The sequence below is a fragment of the Bradyrhizobium iriomotense genome, from assembly GCF_018129405.1.
In the GTDB taxonomy this organism is placed as follows: domain Bacteria; phylum Pseudomonadota; class Alphaproteobacteria; order Rhizobiales; family Xanthobacteraceae; genus Bradyrhizobium; species Bradyrhizobium iriomotense_B.
Genome location: NZ_JAFCLP010000019.1, coordinates 85,046 through 109,993, shown reverse-complemented (window position 1 = coordinate 109,993; position 24,948 = coordinate 85,046). Strand labels below are relative to the sequence as shown.

General features: G+C 64.3%; 30 protein-coding genes and 1 tRNA gene. 15 read left to right on the top strand and 16 right to left on the bottom strand.

What is annotated here, in order from left to right; all coding sequences use genetic code 11:
• Nucleotides 1-311 precede the first annotated feature (311 nt).
• From dctP to JQ592_RS29925, 3 genes are read left to right on the top strand one after another with little or no spacing between them, the layout of a single operon-like run.
• On the top strand, nucleotides 312-1,334 hold the full coding sequence (dctP, locus tag JQ592_RS29935) for a TRAP transporter substrate-binding protein (protein ID WP_211406362.1): 1,023 nt from the start codon (nucleotides 312-314) through the stop codon (nucleotides 1,332-1,334).
• A complete protein-coding gene (locus JQ592_RS29930; RefSeq protein WP_211406361.1) occupies nucleotides 1,331-1,885 on the top strand; it encodes a TRAP transporter small permease in 555 nt (184 codons plus the stop codon). The genes dctP and JQ592_RS29930 overlap by 4 nt, the downstream gene beginning before the upstream one ends.
• Nucleotides 1,882-3,240, top strand: coding sequence for a TRAP transporter large permease (locus tag JQ592_RS29925; protein ID WP_211406360.1), 1,359 nt, complete (start codon nucleotides 1,882-1,884; stop codon nucleotides 3,238-3,240). Before JQ592_RS29930 ends, JQ592_RS29925 begins: the two co-directional genes overlap by 4 nt.
• Before the next feature lie 143 nt (nucleotides 3,241-3,383).
• Here JQ592_RS29925 and JQ592_RS29920 read toward each other — a convergent pair whose 3' ends face one another.
• The gene (locus tag JQ592_RS29920) at nucleotides 3,384-4,067 is read right to left on the bottom strand and encodes a GntR family transcriptional regulator (protein ID WP_211406359.1); all 684 of its coding nucleotides are present in this window, start codon (nucleotides 4,065-4,067) and stop codon (nucleotides 3,384-3,386) included.
• Between the two features lie 198 nt (nucleotides 4,068-4,265).
• Here JQ592_RS29920 and JQ592_RS29915 point away from each other — a divergent pair, with 198 nt between their 5' ends.
• The 4 genes from JQ592_RS29915 (at nucleotide 4,266) to JQ592_RS29900 (ending at nucleotide 8,161) form a co-directional block, all read left to right on the top strand.
• Nucleotides 4,266-4,889: a TRAP transporter small permease gene (locus JQ592_RS29915; RefSeq protein WP_433996442.1), complete on the top strand. Its 624-nt coding sequence runs from the start codon at nucleotides 4,266-4,268 to the stop codon at nucleotides 4,887-4,889.
• A complete protein-coding gene (locus tag JQ592_RS29910; RefSeq protein ID WP_211406358.1) occupies nucleotides 4,889-6,154 on the top strand; it encodes a TRAP transporter large permease in 1,266 nt (421 codons plus the stop codon). Before JQ592_RS29915 ends, JQ592_RS29910 begins: the two co-directional genes overlap by 1 nt.
• 24 nt (nucleotides 6,155-6,178) lie before the next feature.
• The gene (locus JQ592_RS29905) at nucleotides 6,179-7,162 is read left to right on the top strand and encodes a TRAP transporter substrate-binding protein (RefSeq protein WP_211406357.1); all 984 of its coding nucleotides are present in this window, start codon (nucleotides 6,179-6,181) and stop codon (nucleotides 7,160-7,162) included.
• A 72-nt stretch (nucleotides 7,163-7,234) separates the two neighbouring features.
• Nucleotides 7,235-8,161, top strand: coding sequence for a dihydrodipicolinate synthase family protein (locus JQ592_RS29900; RefSeq protein WP_211406356.1), 927 nt, complete (start codon nucleotides 7,235-7,237; stop codon nucleotides 8,159-8,161).
• A gap of 140 nt (nucleotides 8,162-8,301) precedes the next feature.
• Here JQ592_RS29900 and JQ592_RS29895 read toward each other — a convergent pair whose 3' ends face one another.
• From JQ592_RS29895 to JQ592_RS29880, 4 genes are read right to left on the bottom strand one after another with little or no spacing between them, the layout of a single operon-like run.
• On the bottom strand, nucleotides 8,302-9,213 hold the full coding sequence (locus JQ592_RS29895) for a hydroxymethylglutaryl-CoA lyase (RefSeq protein WP_211406355.1): 912 nt from the start codon (nucleotides 9,211-9,213) through the stop codon (nucleotides 8,302-8,304).
• Between the two features lies 1 nt (nucleotide 9,214).
• Entirely contained in the window at nucleotides 9,215-11,218 is a 2,004-nt protein-coding gene (locus JQ592_RS29890; protein ID WP_211406354.1) for an acetyl/propionyl/methylcrotonyl-CoA carboxylase subunit alpha, read from the bottom strand.
• A 4-nt stretch (nucleotides 11,219-11,222) separates the two neighbouring features.
• On the bottom strand, nucleotides 11,223-12,827 hold the full coding sequence (locus JQ592_RS29885; RefSeq protein WP_211406353.1) for a carboxyl transferase domain-containing protein: 1,605 nt from the start codon (nucleotides 12,825-12,827) through the stop codon (nucleotides 11,223-11,225).
• Between the two features lie 24 nt (nucleotides 12,828-12,851).
• A complete protein-coding gene (locus tag JQ592_RS29880; RefSeq protein WP_211406352.1) occupies nucleotides 12,852-14,024 on the bottom strand; it encodes an isovaleryl-CoA dehydrogenase in 1,173 nt (390 codons plus the stop codon).
• Between the two features lie 99 nt (nucleotides 14,025-14,123).
• Here JQ592_RS29880 and JQ592_RS29875 point away from each other — a divergent pair, with 99 nt between their 5' ends.
• A complete protein-coding gene (locus tag JQ592_RS29875) occupies nucleotides 14,124-15,152 on the top strand; it encodes an AraC family transcriptional regulator (RefSeq protein ID WP_211406351.1) in 1,029 nt (342 codons plus the stop codon).
• A gap of 91 nt (nucleotides 15,153-15,243) precedes the next feature.
• Here JQ592_RS29875 and JQ592_RS29870 read toward each other — a convergent pair whose 3' ends face one another.
• The 4 genes from JQ592_RS29870 to JQ592_RS29855 form a co-directional block, all read right to left on the bottom strand.
• The gene (locus tag JQ592_RS29870; RefSeq protein ID WP_211406350.1) at nucleotides 15,244-15,531 is read right to left on the bottom strand and encodes a DUF3551 domain-containing protein; all 288 of its coding nucleotides are present in this window, start codon (nucleotides 15,529-15,531) and stop codon (nucleotides 15,244-15,246) included.
• 238 nt (nucleotides 15,532-15,769) lie between these two features.
• Nucleotides 15,770-16,039: a DUF1428 domain-containing protein gene (locus tag JQ592_RS29865; protein ID WP_246820755.1), complete on the bottom strand. Its 270-nt coding sequence runs from the start codon at nucleotides 16,037-16,039 to the stop codon at nucleotides 15,770-15,772.
• A 93-nt stretch (nucleotides 16,040-16,132) separates the two neighbouring features.
• Nucleotides 16,133-16,624 carry an Lrp/AsnC family transcriptional regulator gene (locus JQ592_RS29860; RefSeq protein WP_211406349.1) on the bottom strand — a complete coding sequence of 164 codons (492 nt, stop codon included), beginning with the start codon at nucleotides 16,622-16,624 and terminating at the stop codon, nucleotides 16,133-16,135.
• A 324-nt stretch (nucleotides 16,625-16,948) separates the two neighbouring features.
• Nucleotides 16,949-17,254, bottom strand: a complete 306-nt coding sequence (locus JQ592_RS29855; protein WP_211406348.1) for an ETC complex I subunit — start codon at nucleotides 17,252-17,254, stop codon at nucleotides 16,949-16,951.
• 255 nt (nucleotides 17,255-17,509) lie between these two features.
• Here JQ592_RS29855 and JQ592_RS29850 point away from each other — a divergent pair, with 255 nt between their 5' ends.
• Nucleotides 17,510-18,682 (top strand): OpgC domain-containing protein, encoded by a 1,173-nt coding sequence (locus JQ592_RS29850; protein ID WP_211406347.1) that lies wholly within the window; start codon nucleotides 17,510-17,512, stop codon nucleotides 18,680-18,682.
• Nucleotides 18,683-18,694: 12 nt separating this feature from the next.
• Here JQ592_RS29850 and JQ592_RS29845 read toward each other — a convergent pair whose 3' ends face one another.
• Entirely contained in the window at nucleotides 18,695-18,889 is a 195-nt protein-coding gene (locus tag JQ592_RS29845) for a hypothetical protein (protein WP_211406346.1), read from the bottom strand.
• A 226-nt stretch (nucleotides 18,890-19,115) separates the two neighbouring features.
• On the opposite strand from JQ592_RS29845, the gene JQ592_RS29840 reads away from it, so the two are divergent.
• The 3 genes from JQ592_RS29840 to JQ592_RS29830 all read left to right on the top strand — a co-directional run bounded on the left by JQ592_RS29840 (nucleotide 19,116) and on the right by JQ592_RS29830 (nucleotide 20,548).
• Nucleotides 19,116-19,565 (top strand): hypothetical protein, encoded by a 450-nt coding sequence (locus JQ592_RS29840; RefSeq protein ID WP_211406345.1) that lies wholly within the window; start codon nucleotides 19,116-19,118, stop codon nucleotides 19,563-19,565.
• Between the two features lie 264 nt (nucleotides 19,566-19,829).
• The gene (locus tag JQ592_RS29835) at nucleotides 19,830-20,099 is read left to right on the top strand and encodes a hypothetical protein (RefSeq protein ID WP_211406344.1); all 270 of its coding nucleotides are present in this window, start codon (nucleotides 19,830-19,832) and stop codon (nucleotides 20,097-20,099) included.
• A gap of 227 nt (nucleotides 20,100-20,326) precedes the next feature.
• Nucleotides 20,327-20,548: an RNA-binding protein gene (locus JQ592_RS29830; protein ID WP_211406343.1), complete on the top strand. Its 222-nt coding sequence runs from the start codon at nucleotides 20,327-20,329 to the stop codon at nucleotides 20,546-20,548.
• A gap of 53 nt (nucleotides 20,549-20,601) precedes the next feature.
• Here the strand turns inward: JQ592_RS29830 and JQ592_RS29825 are convergent.
• The 4 genes from JQ592_RS29825 to JQ592_RS29810 all read right to left on the bottom strand — a co-directional run bounded on the left by JQ592_RS29825 (nucleotide 20,602) and on the right by JQ592_RS29810 (nucleotide 23,020).
• A tRNA-Pro gene (locus tag JQ592_RS29825) sits at nucleotides 20,602-20,678 on the bottom strand.
• A 96-nt stretch (nucleotides 20,679-20,774) separates the two neighbouring features.
• Nucleotides 20,775-21,260 (bottom strand): DUF192 domain-containing protein, encoded by a 486-nt coding sequence (locus tag JQ592_RS29820; RefSeq protein ID WP_211406342.1) that lies wholly within the window; start codon nucleotides 21,258-21,260, stop codon nucleotides 20,775-20,777.
• A gap of 137 nt (nucleotides 21,261-21,397) precedes the next feature.
• Complete coding sequence (locus JQ592_RS29815) at nucleotides 21,398-22,060, bottom strand: cold-shock protein (RefSeq protein WP_183239308.1); 663 nt, start codon at nucleotides 22,058-22,060, stop codon at nucleotides 21,398-21,400.
• 198 nt (nucleotides 22,061-22,258) lie between these two features.
• Entirely contained in the window at nucleotides 22,259-23,020 is a 762-nt protein-coding gene (locus JQ592_RS29810) for an SIR2 family NAD-dependent protein deacylase (protein ID WP_211406341.1), read from the bottom strand.
• A 425-nt stretch (nucleotides 23,021-23,445) separates the two neighbouring features.
• Between JQ592_RS29810 and JQ592_RS29805 the strand changes: the two genes are divergently transcribed.
• A complete protein-coding gene (locus JQ592_RS29805) occupies nucleotides 23,446-23,610 on the top strand; it encodes a hypothetical protein (protein WP_164933808.1) in 165 nt (54 codons plus the stop codon).
• 69 nt (nucleotides 23,611-23,679) lie between these two features.
• On the opposite strand, the gene JQ592_RS29800 is transcribed toward JQ592_RS29805, so the two are convergent.
• Nucleotides 23,680-23,967, bottom strand: a complete 288-nt coding sequence (locus tag JQ592_RS29800; RefSeq protein WP_211406340.1) for a hypothetical protein — start codon at nucleotides 23,965-23,967, stop codon at nucleotides 23,680-23,682.
• A 290-nt stretch (nucleotides 23,968-24,257) separates the two neighbouring features.
• On the opposite strand from JQ592_RS29800, the gene JQ592_RS29795 reads away from it, so the two are divergent.
• Nucleotides 24,258-24,488, top strand: coding sequence for a hypothetical protein (locus tag JQ592_RS29795; RefSeq protein ID WP_211406339.1), 231 nt, complete (start codon nucleotides 24,258-24,260; stop codon nucleotides 24,486-24,488).
• A gap of 76 nt (nucleotides 24,489-24,564) precedes the next feature.
• Complete coding sequence (locus JQ592_RS38640) at nucleotides 24,565-24,690, top strand: hypothetical protein (protein WP_283816198.1); 126 nt, start codon at nucleotides 24,565-24,567, stop codon at nucleotides 24,688-24,690.
• A 9-nt stretch (nucleotides 24,691-24,699) separates the two neighbouring features.
• Here the strand turns inward: JQ592_RS38640 and JQ592_RS29790 are convergent, their stop codons facing one another.
• Nucleotides 24,700-24,897: a hypothetical protein gene (locus JQ592_RS29790; RefSeq protein ID WP_211406338.1), complete on the bottom strand. Its 198-nt coding sequence runs from the start codon at nucleotides 24,895-24,897 to the stop codon at nucleotides 24,700-24,702.
• Nucleotides 24,898-24,948: the final 51 nt, after the last annotated feature.

Sequence of the window (24,948 nt, the reverse complement as noted above, 5' to 3'; positions counted from 1 at the left end):
GTGTTGTCAGCGACGGACGCCGCTATTTGATCTCGTCGGATCGACGGCCTGACTTGTTACGGCCTCGCCGATAAATTTCTCCAGACCACCGCGCATTCGCCGCAATCACACCCGCGCTATCCGACCTCCATCCGGAGCAGCAGAACGGCAAGTGTGCAGCGCAGCACGACCGGCACTTGCCGCGGCATTCGGTCTCGAACTATCAGATGAGAGAATATCGGGTGAAAGACCGGCTAGGATGGGCCTGAACGCCGGTCTGACAAGACCCGACCCAAATCACACCAACAAGAACAGTCCAAGGGGATGACACCATGATTACGCGCCGCCATCTGATCGCGACCGCCGTCGCAGCACCCGCTATCTTGCGCTTCGGGACCGGAACCGCGCATGCCGCCACCACGCTGAAGATCTCGCATCAATTCCCGGGCGGCACCATCGACAAGGGCGATTTCCGCGACCGTCTCTGCCGCATGTTCGCCGCTGAAGTCAGTAAGCGCAGCAATGGCGACATCGCCGCCGAGATCTATCCGAACTCCTCGCTGATCAAGACCAACGCGCAGTTCTCCGCGATGCGCAAGGGCGCGCTCGACATCTCGCTCTATCCGATGCCCTATGCCGGCGGCGAGCTGCCCGAGACCAATATCGGCCTGATGCCGGGCCTCGTGACCACCTACGACCAGGGCCTGCGTTGGAAGAAGGAGCCGGTCGGCAAGGCGCTGACCGATTTTCTTGCCGACAAGGGCATCATCCTGCTCACCTGGGTCTGGCAGGCCGGCGGCGTCGCCAGCCGCTCCAAGCCGATCGTCGCCCCTGAAGATGCCAAGGGCATGAAGGTGCGCGGCGGCTCGCGCGAGATGGACATGGTGCTCCAGACCGCCGGCGCCTCGGTGCTGTCGGTGCCGTCGAACGAGATCTACGCGGCGATGCAGACCGGCGCGTGCGATGCCGGCATCACCTCCTCCACCAGCCTGATCTCGTTCCGCCTCGAAGAGGTCGCGAAGTCGCTGACCTCGGGCGCAGGGGCCTCCTACTGGTTCATGCTCGAGCCCTTGATGATGTCGAAGGCGATCTTCGACAAGCTGCCGAAGAACCAGCAGGACGTGCTGCTCACCGTGGGTCAGGAGCTCGAAGCCTTCGGCCGCAAGGGCGCGCAGGACGACGACGTCGAGGTCGCCAAGGTCTACGAGAAGGCCGGCGCCAAGGTCTCGGTGCTCGATGCCGCGACCGTCGGCAAGTGGCGCGACATCGCCCGTGACACCGCCTGGAAGGATTACGGCGCCAAGACCGCGACCTCGGCCAACCTGCTCAAGCTCGCCACCGACGTTGCGGCATGAGCCACGGTCCGCTTCCGGATCGTGACGACCAGACGAGCGCTGCCGCAGGGTCGGGCCCTGCGGCGGCGATCGATCGCGGTCTCGCCATCCTCAACAGCATCATCGTCGTGTTTGCCGCGATCGCGCTGGTCGCAGCCTGCGCCATCCTGAGCTACAGCGTGCTCAGCCGTGCGCTGTTCAAGGCCGCCAATTACTGGCAGGACGAGGCCGCCGTGTTTCTGCTGGTCGGCGCCACCTTCATGACCGCCGCCTATGTGCAGCAGAACCGCGGTCACATCGGCATCGAGGCCTTTGTCGGCCTGCTCTCGCCGCTCGCCAACAGGATCCGGCTCTGGCTGGTCGACGCCGCGACGTTCCTGTTCTGCGCCTTCTTCACCTGGAAGTCCTGGACGCTGGCCCACGAGGCCTATGTCGACGGCCAGGTCTCGAATTCGATGTGGTCGCCGCCGCTTGCCATTCCCTATTCGCTGATGGCGTTCGGCATGAGCCTGCTCTGCATCCAGATCCTCGTGCAGCTCGCGCTGCCCTTTGCCGGAGGCCGGCGGCCATGAGCGTTTTCGGGATCGGCCTAGCCTACGGCATTGCGACGCTGGTCATCATGTTCTCGGGCATGCCGATTGCGTTCGCGCTCGGCGCGGTCGCGGTCGTGTTCATGGGCATCTACATGCCCACGGCGTCCCTCGATACGGTGACGCAGAACGTCTACGAGGAAATGGCCTCGATCACGCTGCTGTCGATCCCGCTCTTCATCCTCAAGGGCGCGGCGATCGGCAAGTCGCGGGCCGGCCAGGACCTCTATCTGGCGCTGCATGCCTGGCTGCATCGCGTTCCCGGCGGCCTCGGCGTTGCCAACGTGTTTGCCTGCGCACTGTTCGCGGCGATGGCGGGCTCGAGCCCGGCGACCTGCTCGGCGATCGGCTCGGCCGGCATTCCCGAGATGCGCAAGCGCGGCTATTCCGGCGGGTTCGCTGCCGGCATCATCGCCGCCGGCGGCACGCTCGGCATTTTGCTGCCGCCGTCGATCACCATGATCCTGTTCGCGGTCGCGGCCGAAAAGTCGCTCGGACGGCTCTTCCTCGCCGGCATCGGACCGGGCCTCTTGCTGGTCACGCTGTTCGGCGCCTATGCCGTGATCCGCTTCCGCCAGGAATACAAGACGGCTGAAGCGATCTACAAGAACGGTGGCCCCGAGGCTGCGATCCTGGCCCGCGACGAGTATACGCTCGCCGAACGCTTCAGCGTGCTGCCGCGCGTGATCCCCTTTGTGCTGCTGCTCACCGGCGTCATGATTGCGCTCTATGGCGGCTACGCCACGCCGTCGGAAACGGCCGGCCTCGGAGGCCTGCTGGCGCTGGCGCTGATCGCGGCGATCTACAGCGTGTGGCGGCCGAGCGACCTTGCACCCATCATGAAATCGACGATCCGGGAATCGACCATGCTGATGATGATCATCGGCATGTCGCTGCTCTATTCCTACGTGATGAGCTATCTGCACATCTCGCAATCGGTCGCCGAGTCCATCGTCGCGATGCATCTGCCGCGCTGGGAGCTGCTGTTTGCGATCCTCGTCATGGTCGTCGTGCTCGGCTTCTTCCTGCCGCCGGTCTCGATCATCCTGATGACCGCGCCGATCATCCTGCCGCCCTTGCGCGCCGCCAATTTCGATATCATCTGGTTCGGCGTGGTCATGACCATCGTGATGGAGATGGGGCTGATCCATCCGCCGGTCGGCCTCAACATCTTCGTGATCCGCAACGTCGCACCGGATATTCCCCTGCGCGAGGTGATCTGGGGCACGCTGCCCTTCGTGCTGCTGATGATGCTCGCGGTGCTGCTGCTGTGCTTCGTGCCGGGGATTTCAACCTGGCTGCCCGATCTCGTGATGGGGCCGGACGGGAGTAGGTGACGCTGCCGTAGGGTGGGTTAGCCGCGCGGATGCGCGAAGCGTGATCCGCGCGGCGTAACCCACCTCTTCTGCATCCGCGGTGACGAACAGTGGTGGGTTACGCCTTGCAGATGCGCTACGCACATCTGCAAGGCTAACCCACCCTACGGATTCTCCTTCCGCCGCTGCTTCGGCGCGTTGGCCACGACCTGCAACAGATCCTTGCGCACGGCCTCGATGTGCCGCTCCAGGAACCGGCAGGCCTCCTCCACCTTTTGCGCGCGGCACAGCGCGATCAGCTGGGCGTGCTCCTTCTCCGCGATGCCCATCGCCTTGGTGTTGGAGAGCTGCAGGCGGGTGTAGCGGTCGCTGGTCTGGAGCAGCGACAGCACGATCGCGCGGGTGCGCGGCTGCGGGGCGTGGACGTAGAGCGCCATGTGGAAGTCGGCGTTGAGCTGGCCCCAGTCGCTGACGTTCCGTGCCTTGATCGCCTTCTCAAAACTCTTGTGGATGTCGTCGAGTCCCTCGAAATCCTCCGCGGTGAAGCACGGCGCCGACTGCGCCAGCAATCGCGGCTCCAGGATGCGCCGCAGGTCGAACACGTCGTTGATCTCATCCAGTGACAGTTCGGAGACGATGGCGCCCTTCTGCGGCACGATCCGCACCAGCCCTTCGGCCTCGAGCTGGAACAGCGCCTCGCGCACCGGGATGCGGCTGACGCCATAGGCATCTCCAAGCGCGTCCTGGCGCAGCTGCGATCCGGCCGGATATGTGCCGTCGAGGATCGCCTGACGGAGCTGATCGACGATCGCAGCCGACAGGGTGCGATGCTTCAGAGGCTGTTTCATCTGACCTTCCGTCTTGCTTCCGACTCGTCGGAGCGAAGCGGTTCCTCTCTTGCATGTTGACGTGCTCCGCAAAAGCCGATGCCCAGCAAAAGCGCGTCCTGCCGCCGAATTGACCGCAATCTCCGTTTGACTCCCAAAATGTATAAATTATACATTTGGCAATCGCACGACAAATCTTCGGGGGTTGGGGCCTCTTTCATGATCGAGCAGACGATGCCGGCCACGCGCGCGCTCAGCCTCCGACGTACGGTCGTGCGGATGTCGAGCGCCCTGCTCGCCTTCGAGCGTCTGGCGCTGATGGGCCTGATGTACCTGCTCACCGGACTGATCCTGGTGAACGTCATCACCCGCTACTCGCGCTTCCCGATCTATTGGATCGATGAATCCGCGGTCTATTGCGTGGTCTGGCTGACCTTCATCGGCGCCTCCGCCATGACCCGGCTGCGGCTCGACTTCGCGGTCACCATGCTGACGGAGCGGCTTTCGCCGCAGCACCAGAAGATCGCCAAGGTGATCTCGACCGGCCTCGTCGTCGTGTTCGGAATCGCCCTGACCATCACCTGCGTGCTCTGGATGGACCCGGTCGGCCTCGCACGTGCCGGCTTCGACGGGCGCAAGCTCGCGGCCGAGACCTTCAACTTTCTCTATACCGAGCACACCCAGACGCTGAACTGGCCGACCTGGGTGCTCTATCTGACGCTGCCGATCTTCGCCGTGTCGATGACCATCCACGGCCTCGCCAATTTGCTGGAAGATCTCGAGCTGGTGCCGCGCACGCCGCCGAAAGGCTTCCAGCTCTCCGAGCTCGACGGGGTCAACTGATGATCACGTCCGCCGCCTTCGTCGCGTTCATGCTGGTCGGCGTGCCGATCGGGCTCTGCCTGTGCCTTGCCGGCCTCGTCTACATCGCAGCGTCCGGCAATCCCGTACTGTTCCAGTCCTATCCGCTCCAGCTCTTCGGCGGCGTCGACAGCTACGGCCTGATTGCCATTCCGCTGTTCATCCTGATCGGCGAGATCATGAACGGTGGCGGCATCACGCGGCGCATCGTCGACATGGCGATGGCCTTCGTCGGCTCGCTCAAGGGCGGGCTCGCCTACGTCAACATCCTCGCCAACATGTTCATCTCCTCGATCCTGGGCTCGGCGACCGCGCAGGTCGCGATCATGGCCCAGATCATGGTGCCGGAGATGGAGAAGAAGGGCTACGACAAGACGTTTGCGGCGGGCCTCACCGCTTACGGCGGCATGCTCGGCCCGATCATTCCGCCCTCGGTGATGTTCGTGGTTTACAGCGTGCTGGCGCAGGTCTCCGTCAGCGACATGCTGATCGCCGGCATCGTGCCGGGCGTCATCCTCACCGTGATGTTCTGCCTCGTCATCGCGCTGATGGGATACATGTACAACTATCCCCGCGCCGATTATCAGACGCCGCGCCAGCGTCTGATGACGATCCTGCGGACCTCGCCGACGCTACTGATTCCGATCGTCATCGTCGGCACGATTTTGAGCGGCCTCGCCAATGCGACGGAATCCGCCGCCGTCGGCGCAGTCGCCGCGGCGCTGGTCGGCAAATACTGGACGAAAGAATTTGAGTTCTCCCAGCTGCCGCAGATGATGCTGCGCAGTGGCATTTATTCGGCGATCGTGCTGTTCCTGGTCGCGGCAGCCGCCGTGTTCTCCTGGGTCCTGATCTTCGGCAAGGTGCCGCAGGAAACCGCCGGCTGGATCCAGTCGGCCGCCAAGGACCCGGTCAGCTTCATGCTGATCTGCAACGTCATCCTGCTGGTCATCGGCACTGTGATCGACGGCATTCCCGGCCTGATCATGACGGTGCCGATCCTGCTGCCTGTTGCAACCGACGTCTATCACATCGATCCCCGGCAGTTCGGCGTCGTGGTGGTTATCAATCTGGTCCTCGGCCTGCTGTCGCCGCCGGTCGGGCTCTGCTTCTTCGTCGCGGCCGCCGTCACCGGCGCCAAGCCCGGCAAGATGTTCATGGTGACGCTGCCGTTCTTCGTCATCTCCTGCGTCCTCCTGGTGCTGCTTTCGCTCTACCCCTCGCTCTCGCTGATCCTCGTCAAATAGGCCCGTACAAAAGGAAGCCCGACCATGCCGCTTTCACGCCGCCGCTTTCTCGCCGCCAGTGCCGCCGCATCGGTGTTCGCCCCTTCGCTGGCGCTCGCCCAGGCCAAGGAATTCCGGCTCGGCCTGATCACGCCCAACGGCCATTCCTGGAACAAGGCCGCGCTGAAATTCGGCGACGAGCTCAAGGCCGCAACCAACGGCCGCCTGACCCTGACCGTGTTCCACTCCGGCCAGCTCGGCAACGAGCCCGCGATGATGCAGCAATTGCAGTCCGGCGCGCTCGACATGGGCTTCATCCAGGCCGCCGAGCTCGGCTCGCGCGTGCCGCACATCGCCGCGATCAATGCGCCCTACATCGTCCGCTCGACGCCGGCGGTGGCGAAATTCGTGCGGCATCCGGCGGCAGTCAAACTGTTCGAGGTGTTGCCGCAGGAGACCGGCACGATCGGCCTCGGCTGGGGCATCACCGGCATGCGCGCGGTGTTCTCGTCCAAGGACCTGAATTCGCTCGCCGACATCAAGGGCATGAAGCTGCGCATCAACCCGACGCCGGTCTATCGCGACTTCTATTCCTCGCTGGGTGCTGCGCCGACGCCGATCCCGACGCCGCAGGTGTTCGACGCGATGGCCAACGGCCAGGTCGATGGCCTCGAGGCCGATCTCGAATTCTCCTGGAACCAGCGGTTCGACAAGGTCTCGAAGGTGATCCTGCAGATGAATGCCGTCTTCATGCCGATGGCCGCGGTCGTCTCAGGCCGGGTCTGGCAGTCGCTCCCCGCGGCCGACCGCGAGCTGATCACCAAGACGATCAAGACGACGCTGGATGCGCAGATCGACGAGCTCGCCGGCAACGAGCCCGCGTTGATCGAGAATTTCAAGAATGCGCCGATCCCGATTCGTCAGGTGCCCGCCGGCGACACCGAGGCTGTCATCGCCGAATTCGACAAGATCTGGCTGCCCAAGGCCCCGGTCCTCGCCGAGCTGCGCAAGGTCGGCGCCACGCTCTGATCCCAACCGCCATCCTTTTCGCCACAACCGGCGGCCCCAGCCCCCCGCCGGCAATACACTTGGAGTGAACTCATGAGCCGCCGCGTTTCCTGGGAAGGTGTCTTCCCGGCCGTCACCACCCAATTTCACGACGATCTCTCGCTCGACATCGATGCGACCGCCAAGGTGATGGACGGACTGATCCGCGACGGCGTCTCCGGCCTGATCGTCTGCGGCTCGGTCGGCGAGAACACCTCGCTGGAGCGCAAGGAGAAGGTCGCGATCATGGAGACGGCGAAGTCGGTCGCGGCCGGCCGCGTGCCCGTGCTGTGCGGCATCGCCGAATTCACCACGGCCTTCACGGTCGAAACCGCCAAGGAAGCCGCGCGCGTCGGCATCGACGGCGTGATGGTGATGCCGGCCCTGGTCTACTCGTCCAAGCCGCACGAGACCGCCGCGCATTTCCGCGCCGTCGCCAGCGCGACGGATCTTCCCGTGATGCTCTACAACAATCCGCCGATCTACAAGAACGACGTCACCCCCGACATCCTCGCCTCGCTCGCCGACGTCGAGACCGTGGTCTGCTTCAAGGACTCCTCGGGTGACACGCGGCGCTTCATCGACACCAGGAACATGGTCGGCGACCGCTTCGTGCTGTTCGCAGGCCTCGACGACGTCATCGTCGAGAGCGTCGCCATGGGCGCCGTGGGCTGGGTGTCCGGCATGTCCAACGCCTTCCCGCGCGAGGGCGAGACGCTGTTCCGCCTGGCCAAGGCCGGCCGCTTGGCCGAGGCCATGCCACTCTACGAATGGTTCATGCCGCTCCTGCATCTCGACGCCCGCCCGGACCTCGTCCAGTGCATCAAGCTGTGCGAGCACATCATGGGCCGCGGCACGGCGCTGACCCGCCCGCCGCGCCTCGCACTGCTGCCGCAGGAAAAAGCCGAGGTCGAGGCCATGATGGTCAAGGCGCTCAAGAACCGGCCGCTGTTGCCGGATGTCGGGCTGAAGGCGGCCTAGGAAGGTTTCGTAGGGTGGGTTAGCCTTGCGGCTGCGCAAAGCGCAGTCGCAAGGCTTAACCCACCACTGTTTGTGCGGAAACATAAGAGGTGGGTTACGCCCAGCGACCGCGCTTTGCGCGGCTGCTGGTCTAACCCACCCTACGAAGCCGCCCGCTTTTTCTTCGCGTTCAGCGCGGACGCCACACGACTCACCGGCGGCTTGCCCAGCACGACGCTCATCGCATTCGTCGCCGCCAGCAGCTTTTCCATGTCGACGCCGGTCCTGACGCCCATGCCTTCGAGCATGTAGACGACATCCTCGGTCGCGACATTGCCGGTTGCGCCCGGCGCGTAGGGGCAGCCGCCGAGGCCGCCGGCGGCGGCGTCGATGACGCGGACGCCCTCCTCCATCCCCGCATAGAGGTTGGCGAGCGCCTGGCCATAGGTGTCGTGGAAATGCATCGCGAGTTTCGCGGGCGGGATGTTGGCGCTGACCGCGCGCAACATGTCTTTCGCCTTGCTTGGTGTGCCGACGCCGATGGTGTCGCCGAGCGAGATTTCGTAGCAGCCGAGGTCCCACAGCGTGCTCGCGAGATCGGCCACCGCCTTCGGCTTGATCTCGCCATCGAACGGACAGCCCAGCACGCAGGAGATATAGCCGCGCACCTTCACGCCATCGGCCTTGGCGCGCACCAGCACCGGCTTGAACCGCTCGATGGATTCCGCGACCGTGCAGTTGATGTTGGCGCGCGAAAACCCTTCCGAAGCCGCCGCAAACACGGAGACCACGTTCGCGCCGGCGGCGCGCGCAGCGTCATAACCCTTCTCGTTCGGCACCAGCACGTGGAACTCGGCGTTCTTCACATGGGCGACACCTTGCAGCACGGCGTCCGAACTCGCCATCTGCGGGATCGCCTTGGGCGAGACGAAGGCGCCGACCTCGACCGTATCGAGGCCGGCTCCGACCAGCGCCTCGATGAAGGCAATACGGGCCTTGACGCTGACGGGCGTCTTCTCGTTCTGGAGGCCGTCGCGCGGCCCCATCTCGATGATGCGGACGGGATCGCTCATGTCACTCTCCCGTAGGTTCGACCACGGCGAGCTCGACGCCTTCCTGCACGATGTCGCCGACCTTGCATTTGATGGATTTCAGCACGCCGGCAAAGGGCGCGCGCAGCGTCTGCTCCATCTTCATGACTTCCAGCGTGAGGATCGGCGCGCCCTTCTCCAGCTTGGCACCCTCCTCGGCCAGCACGGCGACGACGGTTCCCGGCAGCGGCGCTGCGATCTTGTCTTCGCCGACATGCTCCTCGCTCTCGCCGCCGAACGGATCGACCCAGTGCAGGTCAAAGCGGCCGTTGCGCGTGCGCAGGTAAAGCTCATGGCCGTCGATCACCGCTGCGACCGACGATTTGACGCCGTCGAGCGTGAGATCGAAGCCGCCGTCCTTCGCCGTAATCGTGAACGCCAGCTCGCGCTCGCCGATGACCAGCGTGGACAGCCCGCTGCCGTAGTTCAGAGCGATCTTCTGCTCCGGACCATGGCCGACGCGGAAGGCAAAGCTGCGCTGGCGGCGGCCGACCGGCTGCCAGCCGAAGGTCTGCCACGGCGAACTCGCCTCGGCCTGCGCGGCCTGCCGCTCCTCGTTGACGATTGCGGCCACGGCGGCGCAGAGCTCGAGCTCTCCGGGCGCCGGGGCCGCCGACGTCAGCACCGCGAGCTCGCGCTCGATGAAGCCGGTGTCGATCGCATTCGCGCGCACCTTCGGGTGCGTGATCAGGGCAGACAGGAACGGAATGTTGGTGACGATGCCGCGGACATCGGACTCTTCCAGGCCGCGGTTGAGCCGGTCGATGGCCACGTCCCGCGTCGGCGCCCACGCAATCGTCTTTGCCAGCATCGCATCGTAGTAAGGCGAGACGGTATCGCCCTCGCGATAGCCGGCGTCGATGCGGAGGCCCCCGGTCTCCGCCGGCAGGCGCCAGGTCGAGATCTTTCCGACCGACGGCATGAAATTCTTGGTCGGGTTCTCCGCGTAGACGCGCGCTTCGATCGCATGGCCGTTGAGGCGGATCTCGTCCTGCTTCAAGGGCAGAGCCTCGCCGAAGGCGACGCGCAGCTGCCATTCGACGAGGTCGATCCCGGTGATCAGCTCGGTCACGGGATGCTCGACCTGGAGGCGCGTGTTCATCTCGATGAAGAACACGTCCTTGCCGTCGGAAACGAATTCGATGGTGCCGGCACCGACATAGTTGACTGCACCCGCCGCCTTCCGCGCGGCAGCGCAGACCGCCTCGCGCTGGGCAGCGTTGAGCGTCGGCGACGGCGCCTCCTCGATCACCTTCTGGTGCCGGCGCTGCAGCGTGCATTCGCGCTCGAACAGCGAGACCAGATTGCCGTGGCTGTCGCCGATCACCTGCACCTCGATATGCCGGGGATTGTCGACGTACTTTTCGATCAGCATGCGGTCGTCGCCGAACGCGGCCAGGGCTTCGCGCTTGGCGCTGACGATCGCAGGCCCGAGCTCGGCCGCGGAGCGCACGATGCGCATGCCGCGGCCGCCGCCACCGGCGGAGGCCTTCACGAGGACGGGGAAACCAACCTTCTCGGCCGCCTTCGCCAGCGTCGCATCGTCCTGCGCATCGCCGTGATAGCCGGGCACCAGCGGCACGCCGGCTTTCTCCATCAGCTCTTTTGAGCCGGATTTCGAGCCCATCGCCGTCATCATTCCCGCGGTCGGGCCGACGAACACCAGCCCGGCGTCGAAGCAGGCTCGCGCAAACTCGGCATTCTCGGACAGGAAGCCGTAGCCGGGATGCACGGCTTCGGCGCCGGTCTTGCGCGCGGCCTCGATCAACCGCTCGACATTGAGATAGCTGTCGCGGGCGCGTGCCGGCCCGAGCAGCACGGCTTCATCCGCGAGCGCGACATGCATGGCGCCACGATCGGCCTCGGAATAGACCGCGATCGTGCGCAGGCCCATCGCACGCGCAGTGCGGATGACGCGGCACGCAATCTCGCCGCGGTTGGCGATCAGGAGGGTGCGAAAACGGCGGTAGAGGTTTGAGCGGTCCATCGCATCACATCCTGAACAGGCCGAATTTCGTCGGCTCGATCGGCGCATTCGACGCCGCCGAGAGGCCGAGGCCGAGCACGAGGCGCGTGTCGGCGGGGTCGATCACGCCGTCGTCCCAGAGACGCGCGGTCGCGTAATAGGGATGCCCCTGGCTCTCATATTGCGCGCGGATGGGCTCGCGGAACTTGTCTTCCTCCTCCTTCGACCAGCTATCGCCCTTGGCCTCGATATTGTCTCGGCGGACCTGGCTCAGCACCATCGAAGCCTGCTCGCCGCCCATCACCGAGATGCGCGCGTTCGGCCACATCCAGAGGAAGCGCGGCGCGTAGGCGCGGCCGCACATGCCGTAATTGCCGGCGCCGTAGGAGCCGCCGATCACGACGGTGAATTTCGGCACCGAGGCCGTTGCCACCGCCGTCACCAGCTTGGCGCCGTCGCGCGCGATGCCGCCGGCCTCGTATTTCTTGCCGACCATGAAGCCGGTGATGTTCTGCAGGAACACCAGGGGAATGCCGCGCTGGCAGCACAGCTCGATGAAATGCGCGCCCTTCAGCGAGCTTTCGCTGAACAGAATGCCGTTGTTGGCGATGATGCCGACCGGATAGCCCCAGATATGGGCGAAGCCGCACACCAGCGTCGTGCCGTAGAGTTTCTTGAACTCGTCGAACTCGGAGCCGTCGACGACGCGGGCGATGATGTCGCGCACGTCGAACGGCTTTCGGCCATCGACGGGCACCACGCCGTAGATCTCCTCCGCGGCAAACAGCGGATCGCGCGGCGGATGCATGTTGAGGTTCGGCCGCGCCGACGGTTTCAGCGTGCCGACGATGCGCCGGGCGATGCCGATCGCATGCGCATCGTTCTGGGCGTAGTGGTCGGTGACGCCCGACTGCCGCGAATGCACGTCGGCGCCGCCGAGCTCCTCGGCGCTCACTACCTCGCCGGTCGCAGCCTTCACCAGCGGCGGACCGCCGAGGAAGATGGTGCCCTGGTTGCGCACGATGATGCTCTCGTCCGACATCGCCGGCACATAGGCGCCGCCGGCGGTGCAGGAGCCCATCACGATCGCGATCTGCGGGATGCCAGCTGACGACATCTGCGCCTGGTTGTAGAAGATGCGGCCGAAATGCCGCTCGTCCGGAAAGATCTCGTCCTGCAGCGGCAGGAAGGCGCCGCCGGAATCCACCATGTAGACGCAGGGAAGGTTGTTCTGCCGCGCGATGTCCTGCGCCCGCAGATGCTTCTTCACGGTCATCGGATAATAGGTGCCGCCCTTGATGGTGGCGTCATTGGCGACAATCACGCATTCGCGCCCCGAGATGCGCCCCACCCCGGTGACGACGCTCGCCGAATGCACGTCGCCGCCATAGAGGCCGTAGGCCGCGAGCGGCGACAACTCCAGGAACGAGGTCCCGGGATCGACCAGGAGGTCGACGCGCTCGCGTGCCAGCATCTTGCCGCGCGCGGTGTGGCGGTTGCGCGAGGCCTCACCACCGCCGCCGGCGACCTGGCTGAGCTTTTCGCGCAAGTCCGCGACGAGGCCGCGCATGGCCTCGGAATTGCGCGCAAAATCCGACGAAGAAGGATCGATGCTGGAATGGAGCGGCATGTTGATTCCAATGAGGTGAAGGATTTAAGCCGTCTCGGCCATCAGCTCGCGGCCGATCAGCATGCGGCGCACCTCGGATGTACCGGCGCCGATCTCGTAGAGTTTTGCATCGCGCCAGAGACGGCCGACCGGGAATTCGGATGTATAGCCGACCCCGCCAAGCGCCTGGATCGCCTCGCCCGCCATCCACGTCGCCTTCTCCGCGGAATAGAGGATCGCGGCGGCAGCATCCTTGCGCAGGCTGCGGGCGTGGTCGCCGCGGTCGCAGGCGCGCCCGACCGCGTAGACATAGGCGCGCGTCGCCTGCCAGGTCGCATACATGTCGGCCAGCTTGCCCTGCATCAGCTGGAAGTCGCCGATCGGCTGACCGAACTGCTTGCGTTCGTGCATGTAGGGCACAACAGCGTCCATGCAGGCCGCCATGATCCCGAGCGGCCCGCCAGAGAGCACCGCGCGCTCATAGTCGAGGCCGGACATCAGCACCCTGACCCCCTCGCCCACCTTCCCCATCACGTTTTCCTCCGGCACTTCGCACTCGTCGAAGAACAGCGGATAGGTGTTGGAGCCGCGCATGCCGAGCTTGTCGAGATGCTGGCCGTGGGTGAAGCCCTTGAAACCCTTTTCGATCAGGAAGGCGGTCATGCCGCGCGGGCCGGCCTCCGGATCGGTCTTGGCGTAGACCACCAGCACGTCGGCATCGCCGCCATTGGTGATCCACATCTTGGAGCCGTTGAGCACGTAGCGGTCGCCGCGCTTGTCGGCGCGCAGCTTCATCGAGACCACGTCGGAGCCGGCGCCGGGCTCGGACATCGCGAGCGCGCCGACATGCTCGCCGGAGATCAGCTTGGGCAGGTAGCGCTGGCGCTGCGCGTCGTTGCCGTTGCGGCGGATCTGGTTGACGCAGAGGTTGGAATGGGCGCCGTAGGACAGGCCCACGGCCGCCGAGCCCCGCGAGATCTCCTCCATGGCGACGATATGGGCGAGATAGCCCATGTTGGAGCCGCCATATTGCTCCGGGGCGGTCATGCCGAGCAGACCGAGGTCGCCAAGGCGCTTCCACAGGTCCGCCGGGAACAGATTGGCTTTCTCGATCTCGGCAGCGCGCGGGGTGATCTCCGCCTCCACGAAGGCGCGGAGCGTGTCGCGCAGCATGCCGATGTCTTCGCCCAGATCGAAATCGATGCTCGGGATGTTCAAGGCGATTCCTCCGTAATTTGGGACCGAACCTAGCGGGGACCGGGCCCTCTTGCGGTCGAAAAGGTTGCATTTTCCGCCAAACTTGGCGAGGATTTTTCCATGCCTTTTCAAGCCGCAACCGCGATCCCGCGTCGCGCCGTGACCCCTGCCGCCTTCGTCCGCGGCGTGGTGGCCGCATACGAGCGATACGGCCGCGATCCGACGGAGGCCCTCAGCCGGGGCCAGGTAGCGCTGGACATTATCAGTTCTCCGGACGGGCGGGTCACGGCCGCCCAGTTTGAGGCTTTGGCGGGCCATGCCATGCGCGAGCTCGACGACGAGGCGCTCGGCTGGTTCTCGCGCCGGCTGCCATGGGGCACCTATGGCATGCTGTGCCGCGCCTCGATCACCGCGCCGACGCTTCAGGTCGCGCTCAAGCGCTGGTGCCGGCATCACCGCCTGCTCACCGAGGACGTGCTGCTCGATCTCGCCGTCGGCGAGGAGACTGCGGTCGTGTCGATCCGGGAGCAGCGCGACCTCGGGGCTTTGCGCGAATTCTGCCTTGTCACGCTGCTCCGCTACGTGCTCGGCTTCTCCTGCTGGGCGGTGGATTCCAGGATCGCGCTCCGCGCCGCCGAATTCCCCCACCCGGAGCCAGGCCACGTCTCGGTCTATCCGACCATCTTTTGCAGAAACGTCCGCTTCGACGCGGCCCATGCCCGCATCGTCTTCGACAAGCACTATCTTTCGCTGCCGCTGACCCGCAGCGCCGCCGACCTCGACAATATGCTCAAGGGCGCGCTCAGGCTGACCGTGCTGCCCTACCGGCGCGACCGCCTGCTGGTCGAGCGCGTCCGCCGCGTGCTGCGCAATGCGCGCGGACGCAGCCTCCGCGCCGAGGATGTCGCGAGCGAGCTCGCGCTCTCCACCCGCACCATGCATCGGCGTCTGCGCGAGGAGTCCACCTCGCTGCGCGACCTCAAGGAAGAAGCAAAGTTCGAACTGGCAAAACAGGAGCTGATGCGCGGCCGCACGCCGATCAAGCGGATCGCGGAACTCGCCGGCTTCCGCAACGAGAAGAGCTTTTCGCGGGCCTTTCGGACCTGGACGGGTACGAGCCCGCGCGAATTTCGCGGCCGGTATCGTTGAGGCGCACCGTCACCTGCTCGTCATAAATAGACGGCCCCCGAGATCGCTCTCGGAGGCCGCAATGTGCTGGATCAGGTCTCGATGTCAGGCGTTAGTTTTGCGCGCCCGAGCGAACCTTGGGCTGCTTCGCCTGCTTCGGCTGGAAAGCGAGCGCGTCGTTGGTGGTCTTGGCGCCGCCGCTCTGCGAGCACATGCCGCCGATACCGCCGGCCGCCTGACGGCAGGCCTCCATGGTCGGATAACCACAGCCGTGAGCGGCCTGGGCGCCGTTGGTGATGCAGTAGTCTTCTGCCTGCGCAGCCGGCGCGGTCAGAACCAGAAATGCAGACGCAAACAGCGTCGCAGCGGAAGCCGCGATCGTCTTCGAGATCGATGTCATGTTGTCTTTTCCTGCTTCAGGGTCCCACAAAAGAATCCTCGGCATGCGAGGCAGGCTGAGGTTCACACCTTGCATCTAGGTGGCGCACTGAACCCGACAATCACGATTCAGCGCATTGCAGGACTTCGCAAATCACATGTCACAGTTAGGTGAGTTACTCAGCTGTTTTAATCCCATGACTTCGCCCCTACCGGGTCTTAGCGCCCCATGACGTGAATCGGATTGAAGCATCCGAGGATCAAACGCTTCGGATCGAACGGAATGTCCCCGCAGCCTCAAAACACTTGTCGTCACGCATTCTCGCTTCGGCCGCCTCGAGGGTCGCCTTGTCGGGCCAGACCTGCCAGGTAAAGACGATCTTCTCGCCTTCAATCGCATTCACGGCACGGTGAAAGTCCGTGTGCTTGCCGTGAGGCACGTTGTCCTCCCAGGATTCGACGATCTCCAGACAGCCATATTCCCTGAACAGCGCCGCACCGTTCCCGGCCCATCGGCGATAGGCCTCCATCTTGTCCTCCGGAACAGGAATGACGAAGCCCGCGACGTACATGATTTCAGCTCCTTCGGGTCTCTGTGAGCCTCACACCGGCGACGCAGTACCCTAACTCGCCGGTACCGCCGCGACCTCCTGCAACGGCAGCGGCACGTCCTTGGCGACCCCGAGCACCGGAAAGCTGCGGACGTTCTTCACGTCAGGCATCGCGGCGAAATGCAGCAGCTGCTGGCGCATACTCTCGACGCTCGGCGCGACGCATTTCAGCAGATAGTCGGTGTCGCCCGAAATCCGCCAGCACTGCTGGATACGCGGGATCGCCGCGATCGAGCTCTCGAATGCCTCCAGCACCGGCTGGGCCTGGCTGCCGAGCTGGATCGAGACGAACGACACCACCTCATAGCCGAGCAACCGCTCGTCGATCACGGCGCGCACCGCCCGGATCACGCCGCGGCTGAACAGCGATTTCAGCCGCCGCAGGCAGTTCGGCGCGGAGACGCCGACGCGCAGCGCCAGCTCGTTGTTGCGAACCCGCCCGTCCTGCTGCAGCTCGGACAGTATTTTCAGATCGACGCCGTCGAGCTGGTCACGCCCCGCCATACCCCACCCTCGTCTTGGTCGTGTTACGCGAGGCAGCGAAGCACGCGGCGAGATTGGTGCCAACCACCTTAGGCTTCCCCGAGGCTGGAAAAGCGTGGCGGGATGCTTGCCTGCGGCGCATCCTTCGAGACGCCCGCCTCCGGCGGGCCCTCAGGATGAGGTCACGCTTCGCGGCGAGGTATCAAACCCTCATGGTGAGGAGCCCGCCAAAAGCGGGCGTCTCGAACCATGAAGGCCGAGCTCGTCCGACAACCTCCCGCGGCCATCCATGCCGCCCCAAAACGACAGGCCCGGGCACGACGGCATCCCAGATGAGAATGGCCCTTAATGCGTCCAGGGCTCGCCGCGGCGGAACGAGAAATTGTCGGCATAGGCGACCGGCCGGCGGATCGAATCCTGGGGCTCGATGACTTGGTAGGCGATGCCCTTGCGCTCGCAATAGGCGACCGCCTCTTCCTTGCTGGCGAAGCGCAGCGTGATCTGCTGCTTCATGTCGCCCGACGAGGTCCAGCCCATCAGCGGCTCGACCGCGCGCGGCTGCTCCGGCTCGTAGTCCAGCTGCCATTCCTTCGTTTTGGACCGGCCGGATTGCATCGCGTTCTTGGCGGGCTTGAAAATGCGTGCGGTCATGGGTGGTCCGGGCCTCTTGCGTCTTTTCGTTCGATTTCGATGCGTCAGGGTGGCAGTTGGTGGAAACCTCAGGGATAGTATAGAGACACCGATTGGGAACTGATTGGTGATTCCGGCCCCCGGTAACCTCTGCGACGGTATAGTCATTATGCTGCACCGTGACAATTGCGTACCCGCCTTCCGCGCCGGGATCCCGCCCGGCGGCACTGCCTCCCCGACCTCAGCCTGTCCGCCCCCTTCGAGAGCTCCCGTCGCATGGCCTTCCTGAACATCAACGCCACGCTCCCCGAAAAAGGCCGCGACCTCCGGCTCGACCTGTTTCGCGGCGTCGCGAACTGGGCGATCTTCCTCGACCATATCCCCGACAACGTGGTGAACTGGATCACCACGCGCAATTACGGCTTTTCCGACGCCGCCGACCTGTTCGTCTTCATCTCCGGCTACACCGCCTCCTTCGTCTATGCGCGAATGATGCTGGACCGCGGTTTCATCGTCGGCGCGACCAGGCTCACCAAGCGGGTCTGGCAGCTCTACGTCGCCCACATCATCCTGTTCGTGATCTACATCGCCTCGATCAGCTATCTGGCGCTGCGCTTCGGCGATTCCGAGATGATCAACGAGTTCAACGTCGCCGGCCTCGTCGACAACGCCACCGAGACGCTGCGCCAGGGCCTGTTCCTGCGCTTCAAGCCGCTCAATCTCGACGTGCTGCCGCTCTACATCGTGCTGATGGGGCTGTTTCCGCCGGTGCTGTGGTTCATGCTGCGCAAGCCCGACGTGACGATGGCGCTGTCGATCGTGCTGTGGCTCGCCGCGCGCCAGTTCGGCTGGAACCTGACGGCCTATCCGGCCGGCCAGTGGTACTTCAACCCCTATTGCTGGCAGGTGCTGTTCGTGTTCGGCGCCTGGTGCGCGATGGGCGGCGCTCGGCGCTCGATGACGCTGATCAATTCGCCCATCACGCTGTGGCTTTGTCTCGGTTATATGCTGTTCGCGCTGATCATGACCATGGCCGGCCGCTTCCCCACCCTCGGCGGCATGATCCCGGAATGGCTGTTCTCGGCCTTCAACCCGAACGACAAGACCAACCTCGCGCCCTACCGCTTCCTGCATTTCGTCGTGATCGTGATCCTGGTGATCCGCTTCGTGCCGAAGGACTGGCCGGGCCTGGAATGGAAGGTGTTCGACCCGCTGATCGTGTGCGGCCAGCAGTCGCTCGCGGTGTTCTGCGTCGGCGTGTTCTTGTCCTTCGTCGGCCATTTCGAACTATCGATGAGCTCGGGCTCGCTGTTCGCGCAGCTCTTCGTCAGCATCGCCGGCATCGCGATCATGACGACCGTGGCCTATTACATCTCGTGGTCGAAGAAGCAGGACAAGCCGCTGAAGCCGCCACCGGCCAAGCCGGCGGCAGAGGCCAAGGCGGCCTGAGAGAGGCGGCCGTTACGCCGCCTCTTCGCCGTCGAACTCGGTGAATTTCTTGTAGATCCAGTCGCGGCCGTCGTGCCGCCGCCAGACCTTGCCGTAAACGAGCTGCCCGTTGATCGAGCGGCGTGGCACGATCACGGTCCAGAGGTGCCAGATTTCGGTCCAGCTCGACTGCGTACTGACGGTTTTGACGTTGCGATCGAAAGACATGACGCAGAACTCACAGGATACGCGCGCCGCGACGAACTGTGATCTTGTGTGAGCACGGATTTCAGGCAGCCCATCGCGAGCCGGGACTGATCTGATAACGCCCCTTGAGGCGGCCGCAACAACCGCTCGCCCTTAACCTAACCGATCAACCTTACCTGCGGCGAACGGATGGCCGGACCGGTTGAAAGCCGAGGCCGGCTTTTCTAGAATGCATGCGCGATTTGAGATGAGCGTGCCGTTTTGGACGCGCGGTGATTTTGAACTGACATTGCATTTGAAAAATGACTTTACTGACTGGGGCGATCGCAATGAACTTGCAGTGTGTATGTTTGCGCCTGGCGGTGCGACCGGTGCCGCCTGCCCCATTGCTCCGGACTTCGGTTCAGGAGCCGCCCAAGCCCGCCAACGACAACCAGATGATCTGGCCGTTCGTGCCGTTTCCGCCCGGCTGGCACGCGTCGAGCTGATTGCCTTGGGTCCGAAAAGCGCAACGCCGCGCAAGCGGAATATCATCGCTTGGCGGCGTCCGTTTAGGCCATTGGGCGCTGAAATCCCCAACACCGATATGTCTGTGGCGACAAGCCAAAGGTTCGATGAATCTTTGGCAATTCTGCGCCCCGTGGCCCTCGCCAATACCTTGAAAAATCGCGCGGAAGTCGTGCGATGGGGACAATGAGCGCCAAGGCTTTAGCCGGCTTCGGGCATGCCTGGTGCGAGCGTTTCAGGACACCATAGGCCGGCGATCAACCTCGACTAGACCGCAGCGCTGGCACCTGCGCTGGACGTGCTGCCGGATCCGTTCTGGGCATTGCCACTGACCGCGCCTTGCGCGTTGTAGGTCTGTCCGGCCTGACCGCTTTGACCAGCTTGCGCGCTCGCGGACGTCTCGACCTCCGTCGTGCCGTCGGAATAGGTGATCGTGGTGGTGGTGACCCCATCGATGGTGATCGAGACCTCGCTGACGATGGTCTTGGCCGAGCCGCCACTGCCTCCAGATTCCGAGCTTCCGCCCGCCGATTGCGACGACGATGTCGCCGACGTCGATGACGTGGCTGAAGTCGACGAAGCCGCTGATGTCGAAGATGCCGCGGAAGATGACGCCGTGGCCGTCGACGGGGTCGTCGCCGCCGCCGCGCTGGTTGATGCAATCGCACTGATCGACATGAAAGCCTCGTCCGTGGGAGCCTCGGGCGCAACGCCGGTTGCGTAACTGCCTCTCCGCTTCAACGCGCCGGGCGGGCGAAGCAGGCGCTGGAGGCGTAAAAAATTCGGCGCGGCAGGCATTTTCCGGCACCGACCGCAGCAACCAAACGCCACGCCGCGCGTTGCAGCTGGTTCCCACCTATCCGGGACATCCGCGGGCGTCCGCAGTCAGCGCGGGCCCTCATGCAGGGATCATCATCTCGCCTCACGTCCGTGTGAGCTGGAGCGCGGCCGGTGAATTTCTTCGACCGAGCAGAGACCAATAAAGAGAAGGCCGCAAGGCAAGGGGGCGCAGTGAGCCAGATCGATACGACCGAGAAACTCTCCGAGGCACCGGAGAGCGGAAGCTCACTGTTCGCGCTCTGTGGCCTCGGCGTCGCGGGGATCGTCATGCTGGGCTGGATCTGCGCCCTCGCCTGGATCGCCTGGCGCCTCGCCGATTGGCTGCTGTTCTGATGGGGCGCTAGCGGGCCGCAAGGCCCTCAACTTTGAGGCATCAACGCCGGGACTGGTCGGGGCAGCTGGATTCGAACCAACGACCTGCAGTACCCAAAACTGCCGCGCTACCAGGCTGCGCTATACCCCGAATGTCCGGCGAGCCCCGTCGATACACGCTTCCCAGGGCGCCAGCAAGCTTACAAACCGGCGCCAGCAAGGCTGGCAACGCCCCTCTTGGGCGACCCTATTTGCTGCCGAACAGCGGGTGGCCGACCCGGTCGCCGGGGCGGATGCCGTATTTCTGCGCCGTTCCCGCCACCACCTCCAGAACCGCCCGGGCGGGGCCTCGCGACGAGATGATCTTGGTCGACAGCGGCTCGGTGTTTTCCGCAATCCGCAGGATGCGGCCGTCGGCGCGGATGAAGATCATGTCGAGCGAGACATAGGTGTTCTTCATCCACATCGAGACTTCCTGCTCGGGATTGAAGTCGAACAGCATGCCTTTGCCGTCGGCCAGCTCCTTGCGGTACATCAGGCCGGTCTGCTTCTCCTCCTCGGTCGTCGCCATCTCCACCGAGAACACCTGCACACCGTTCTTCGTGACGATCTCGAGCGGCTGGAAGCTCGCTGCGCCGACGGGCGCACTCGCGACGGCAAAGCCGGCGATGAGGAGGATGGCGGCAAGCCAGCTCCAGGCCAGCAACCGGAACGGCCGTCGATCGAAATTCATGGCAGAACGCATGGGGGATGGCACTCGAGGCGTGGGAACGGAACAGTCCTACGCGGCGACCGCCGGAAAAGCCAGAGGCGCGCCGGTCAGCCGGCGCGCCTCTGCTCACGATTGCGGGAATTGGTTGTCAGGCGAAGCTAGTGCGACTGCAACCCCGGCGATCCGGTCTCGGGATGGATCTCGGCCGCCATCATGCCCTTGGAGCCGGGCCCGAAGCGGACCAGCACATATTGGCCGGGGCGCAATTCGGTCATGCCGAAGCGGCGCAGCGTCTCCATGTGCACGAAGATGTCGGGCGTGCCCTCGCCGCAGGTCAGGAAGCCGAAGCCGCGCAGCCGGTTGAACCATTTGACCTGGGCCCGCTCCAGCCCGCTGGTCGGCGTGACCGTGACGTGGGTGCGCGGCGGCAGCATCTGCGCCGGATGGATCGCGGTCGACTCGTCCATCGAGACCACGCGGAATGCCTGGTAGCCCTTGGCGCGCTGGATGCACTCCACGACGATGCGTGCGCCCTCATAGGCGGTCTGGAAGCCGTCGCGCCTAAGCACGGTAACGTGCAGGAGGACGTCGGGCCAGCCATTGTCCGGAACGATGAAGCCGTAGCCTTTGGAGGCGTCGAACCATTTGATGACGCCGGTCACCTCGACGAGATTGGCGCTTGCCTCGCCCAGTCCCGTGAACGGACTGAGTGCGCTGTCGCGGCCGGCGCCGCCATGCTCGCCCGGCGTCAACCGCCCCGGCGACGTGCCCTGTCCGGGAACTCCAAGCTTCTTCGACTCAAATCCGTCCGACGACCCCATAACCCCGGACCCCACACTGCCATGCAACCCGCCACATTGGCGGCGCTCGAATCACGCGTCTTAAGAGAATGTTCTCAACTCGACGCGACGCGAATCTTCCGACTCAAAAGATAACACTCCCGGTTGCGACGCATAGACAAAAAAGAGATTCGCCGGAACCTATGAACAGCTTGCACAGCCGCGAATCAAACTAACGCCTCAATTGCCGACGAAGGGCCCGAGGGTTTCGCCGATGTCGTGGCGGATGACGAGATCGGCGATGTCGTCCTGCTCGGTCGGCTCGCGATTGATGATCACCAAACGTGCACCGGAGTTCTTCGCCATCATCGGGAAGCCGGCCGCCGGCCATACGACGAGCGAGGAACCGATCGCGATGAAGAGGTCGCAATGCTGCGACAGCTCGGTTGCGCGCTGCATTTCATCCTCGGGCATCATCTGGCCGAACGAGATCGTGGCCGTCTTCACCGGCTCATCACACACGATACAGTTGGGTGCGGCGTCGTCCTCGTCGAATCGTCGCTTCACCCAGTCGAGTTGATAGGACTGCCCACATCCGATGCAGCGCGCATAAGTGGTATTTCCGTGCAGTTCAATCACGTGCTCGCTGGCGAAGCCCGAGGCCTGGTGCAGATTGTCGATGTTCTGGGTGATGACCGCGGGAACCTTGCCGGCGCGGTAGAGCGATGCCAGCGCGCGATGACCGCGGCCGGGCCTGGCCGCCGCAAAAACCTCCTCCATCGCGAAGCGGCGGCGCCAGGCTTCGTCGCGCGCGTCCTGGCTTGCGACAAATTCGCCGAACTCGATCGGGCGGTAGCGCGTCCAAAGTCCGCCCGGCGAGCGGAAGTCGGGGATACCGCATTCGGTCGAGATGCCGGCGCCGGTGAACGGCACGATGGTCCTGGCCTCGGCGATCATATCGCCGAGACGTTCGACGCCGCTGCGAAGATCTGATGCAATCATGGGCCAGCCATCCTGACTTTCGGGCATGGCTCTATAGCATGCCCGCGCCGGATGTTGCCGTCCTCTCGCAAGGCGCGCCCCTGCCCTGCAGCAGAATTCAGCGCGCGTCAGGCCGCCGTCGCGACTGATCTGCTCTTGCGATTTGCCTTTGGGCTAGCTGCGTCGCACCCAAGCGACAAGATTGTTGACGCTCTTGTCCACCGCGAACGAACGCACGACCCTCATGCGCACAGAAGCGTGCTCGGCAATTTTTTCCGACCGTCGCTTATCACAATCCTGCAATCCCTCTTCCCCATTGACGCCCCAATCAGAAGCGCCAATGCATATGTTGATGCGACTCAGCGAGCGATGCGGCGGCAGCGCTTGAGTACACATTTAGACGGAGTCCCATAGATGAAGTCCAATTGCGAACAGAGGGGATGGACATGACCGAAGACGAACAACGCAAGATCCGCGAACGCGAAGAGATTGCCGCCCGTGTCGCCGCCTTCCGTGCCACCCAGGAGAAGTTCAAGCGCGAACGCGAAGAGTATTTCGTGTCGACGCTCGAGAATGCCCGCAAGGTGGAACGGCCCTCGCTCTGGCCGTAAAACACACCTGATCGATGCGCATGAAAAAAGCCCGGAGCATCGCTCCGGGCTTTTCGCATTGTTGGACCGTTACCAGTGGCGATAGTAGTAGTGGCGCCGGTAGTACGGTCCGCCGTCATAGGCGTATGGGCCCGGTCCGTAATAATAGGCCGGCCCGTCATAGTAGCCGTAGCCCGGACCATAATAGCCGTACGGATGCGATGCGGCGACCGCGCCCGCGGTGATCGCGCCGGCGGCAAGGCCGAATGCGAGGCCCGGGCCGATGCCGCGTCCGCGAGCCTCGGCGGGCGCAGGCGCCGCGACCGCGGTCACGCCGACGGCTGCGACGGTGGCGAGAACTGCCAGTGTCTTCTTCATGATCTCCTCCTTCGCAACAGGAAGCACAACGCGGGCCGCCTGCGATGGTTGCGCGCAGGCGGAACCGGGGGCTGTCAAAAAATACCGATGCAGGCGGAACGAAATCTCCTCGCGGGCATTAAGTCTGCAAGTGCAGAGCCTCCGCTATCCGGTAGAGGCAAAAGCACGGAAGCCCCGTCAGTATCCTCCGCGATGCTGGCGGGGTTTTCAGTTCCAAGGGAAGCAACACGGGAGCAAACGGCAGCAGACGATAATGGCTGCCAGCGGGGGCGGATGCCGAGGAGGAAGGATTGCCCATATCCGCTTTGCTGGCCCGCATCCGCAGGCTCGTTCCCAAATCCGATGATCAGCACTTTGAGAAGATCGTGCGCAATTTCGGTGTCGGCACGCTGCGCCAGCCGCCGACGCCGATGAGCGACGGCGAACTCGCGCGGGCCATCGCCGAGTTCCTCAAGGAGCAGCCCTCATCCGAATCCGTCGCGGCTCTCGGCCGGCGGCTCGACCCCTCCTCCCGGCTCTAGCCGGATTTTTTTGCCCGCGCGGAACAAGCGTCCGTCGCGCACGTTGAGGTTGTCCTGACGAAATGCGAGGGCCGATATGCCCGCCTGGCTCGAAGTTCTGCTCAACCTGTCCGGCTTCGCCGGGTTCGTGGCGCTTGCAACTCGCGGCGCTTCGTCCCGCGATGCGTCGGCGACCGACCCGATCCACACCGACAAGCGTTAATTGCGAGCGTTAATTGGCGCGTGGCGCCTGGCCCGCCGTGCGCACCAGCCTATCGGCCTTGACCGCGACGCGGACGTCGTCGTCTTGCGGTCGCAGCGAGAAGCTGATCACCACGAAAGCGAGGCAGAACAGCGAGCCGACGATGGCGACCCGCCGGTAGGTGTGCCGATCGCCTTGATAAAAGGACGGTTCTGAAAAAGGCGTCATGTCAAAAGCTGCTTCTTGGCAAAGTCGTTCTTGTCCTTGCAGGAACACCTA

Excerpts from the sequence above, each read along its gene's own strand:
- dctP (WP_211406362.1), top strand. The coding sequence starts at position 312 with ATGATTACGCGCCGCCATCTGATCGCGACCGCCGTCGCAGCACCCGCT.
- JQ592_RS29930 (WP_211406361.1), top strand. The coding sequence starts at position 1,331 with ATGAGCCACGGTCCGCTTCCGGATCGTGACGACCAGACGAGCGCTGCC.
- JQ592_RS29925 (WP_211406360.1), top strand. The coding sequence starts at position 1,882 with ATGAGCGTTTTCGGGATCGGCCTAGCCTACGGCATTGCGACGCTGGTC.
- JQ592_RS29920 (WP_211406359.1), bottom strand. The coding sequence starts at position 4,067 with ATGAAACAGCCTCTGAAGCATCGCACCCTGTCGGCTGCGATCGTCGAT.
- JQ592_RS29915 (WP_433996442.1), top strand. The coding sequence starts at position 4,266 with ATGATCGAGCAGACGATGCCGGCCACGCGCGCGCTCAGCCTCCGACGT.
- JQ592_RS29910 (WP_211406358.1), top strand. The coding sequence starts at position 4,889 with ATGATCACGTCCGCCGCCTTCGTCGCGTTCATGCTGGTCGGCGTGCCG.
- JQ592_RS29905 (WP_211406357.1), top strand. The coding sequence starts at position 6,179 with ATGCCGCTTTCACGCCGCCGCTTTCTCGCCGCCAGTGCCGCCGCATCG.
- JQ592_RS29900 (WP_211406356.1), top strand. The coding sequence starts at position 7,235 with ATGAGCCGCCGCGTTTCCTGGGAAGGTGTCTTCCCGGCCGTCACCACC.
- JQ592_RS29895 (WP_211406355.1), bottom strand. The coding sequence starts at position 9,213 with ATGAGCGATCCCGTCCGCATCATCGAGATGGGGCCGCGCGACGGCCTC.
- JQ592_RS29890 (WP_211406354.1), bottom strand. The coding sequence starts at position 11,218 with ATGGACCGCTCAAACCTCTACCGCCGTTTTCGCACCCTCCTGATCGCC.
- JQ592_RS29885 (WP_211406353.1), bottom strand. The coding sequence starts at position 12,827 with ATGCCGCTCCATTCCAGCATCGATCCTTCTTCGTCGGATTTTGCGCGC.
- JQ592_RS29875 (WP_211406351.1), top strand. The coding sequence starts at position 14,124 with ATGCCTTTTCAAGCCGCAACCGCGATCCCGCGTCGCGCCGTGACCCCT.
- JQ592_RS29870 (WP_211406350.1), bottom strand. The coding sequence starts at position 15,531 with ATGACATCGATCTCGAAGACGATCGCGGCTTCCGCTGCGACGCTGTTT.
- JQ592_RS29865 (WP_246820755.1), bottom strand. The coding sequence starts at position 16,039 with ATGGAGGCCTATCGCCGATGGGCCGGGAACGGTGCGGCGCTGTTCAGG.
- JQ592_RS29860 (WP_211406349.1), bottom strand. The coding sequence starts at position 16,624 with ATGGCGGGGCGTGACCAGCTCGACGGCGTCGATCTGAAAATACTGTCC.
- JQ592_RS29855 (WP_211406348.1), bottom strand. The coding sequence starts at position 17,254 with ATGACCGCACGCATTTTCAAGCCCGCCAAGAACGCGATGCAATCCGGC.
- JQ592_RS29850 (WP_211406347.1), top strand. The coding sequence starts at position 17,510 with ATGGCCTTCCTGAACATCAACGCCACGCTCCCCGAAAAAGGCCGCGAC.
- JQ592_RS29845 (WP_211406346.1), bottom strand. The coding sequence starts at position 18,889 with ATGTCTTTCGATCGCAACGTCAAAACCGTCAGTACGCAGTCGAGCTGG.
- JQ592_RS29840 (WP_211406345.1), top strand. The coding sequence starts at position 19,116 with ATGAGCGTGCCGTTTTGGACGCGCGGTGATTTTGAACTGACATTGCAT.
- JQ592_RS29835 (WP_211406344.1), top strand. The coding sequence starts at position 19,830 with ATGGTGATCGAGACCTCGCTGACGATGGTCTTGGCCGAGCCGCCACTG.
- JQ592_RS29820 (WP_211406342.1), bottom strand. The coding sequence starts at position 21,260 with ATGAATTTCGATCGACGGCCGTTCCGGTTGCTGGCCTGGAGCTGGCTT.
- JQ592_RS29815 (WP_183239308.1), bottom strand. The coding sequence starts at position 22,060 with ATGGGGTCGTCGGACGGATTTGAGTCGAAGAAGCTTGGAGTTCCCGGA.
- JQ592_RS29810 (WP_211406341.1), bottom strand. The coding sequence starts at position 23,020 with ATGATTGCATCAGATCTTCGCAGCGGCGTCGAACGTCTCGGCGATATG.
- JQ592_RS29805 (WP_164933808.1), top strand. The coding sequence starts at position 23,446 with ATGACCGAAGACGAACAACGCAAGATCCGCGAACGCGAAGAGATTGCC.
- JQ592_RS29800 (WP_211406340.1), bottom strand. The coding sequence starts at position 23,967 with ATGAAGAAGACACTGGCAGTTCTCGCCACCGTCGCAGCCGTCGGCGTG.
- JQ592_RS38640 (WP_283816198.1), top strand. The coding sequence starts at position 24,565 with ATGCCCGCCTGGCTCGAAGTTCTGCTCAACCTGTCCGGCTTCGCCGGG.
- JQ592_RS29790 (WP_211406338.1), bottom strand. The coding sequence starts at position 24,897 with ATGACGCCTTTTTCAGAACCGTCCTTTTATCAAGGCGATCGGCACACC.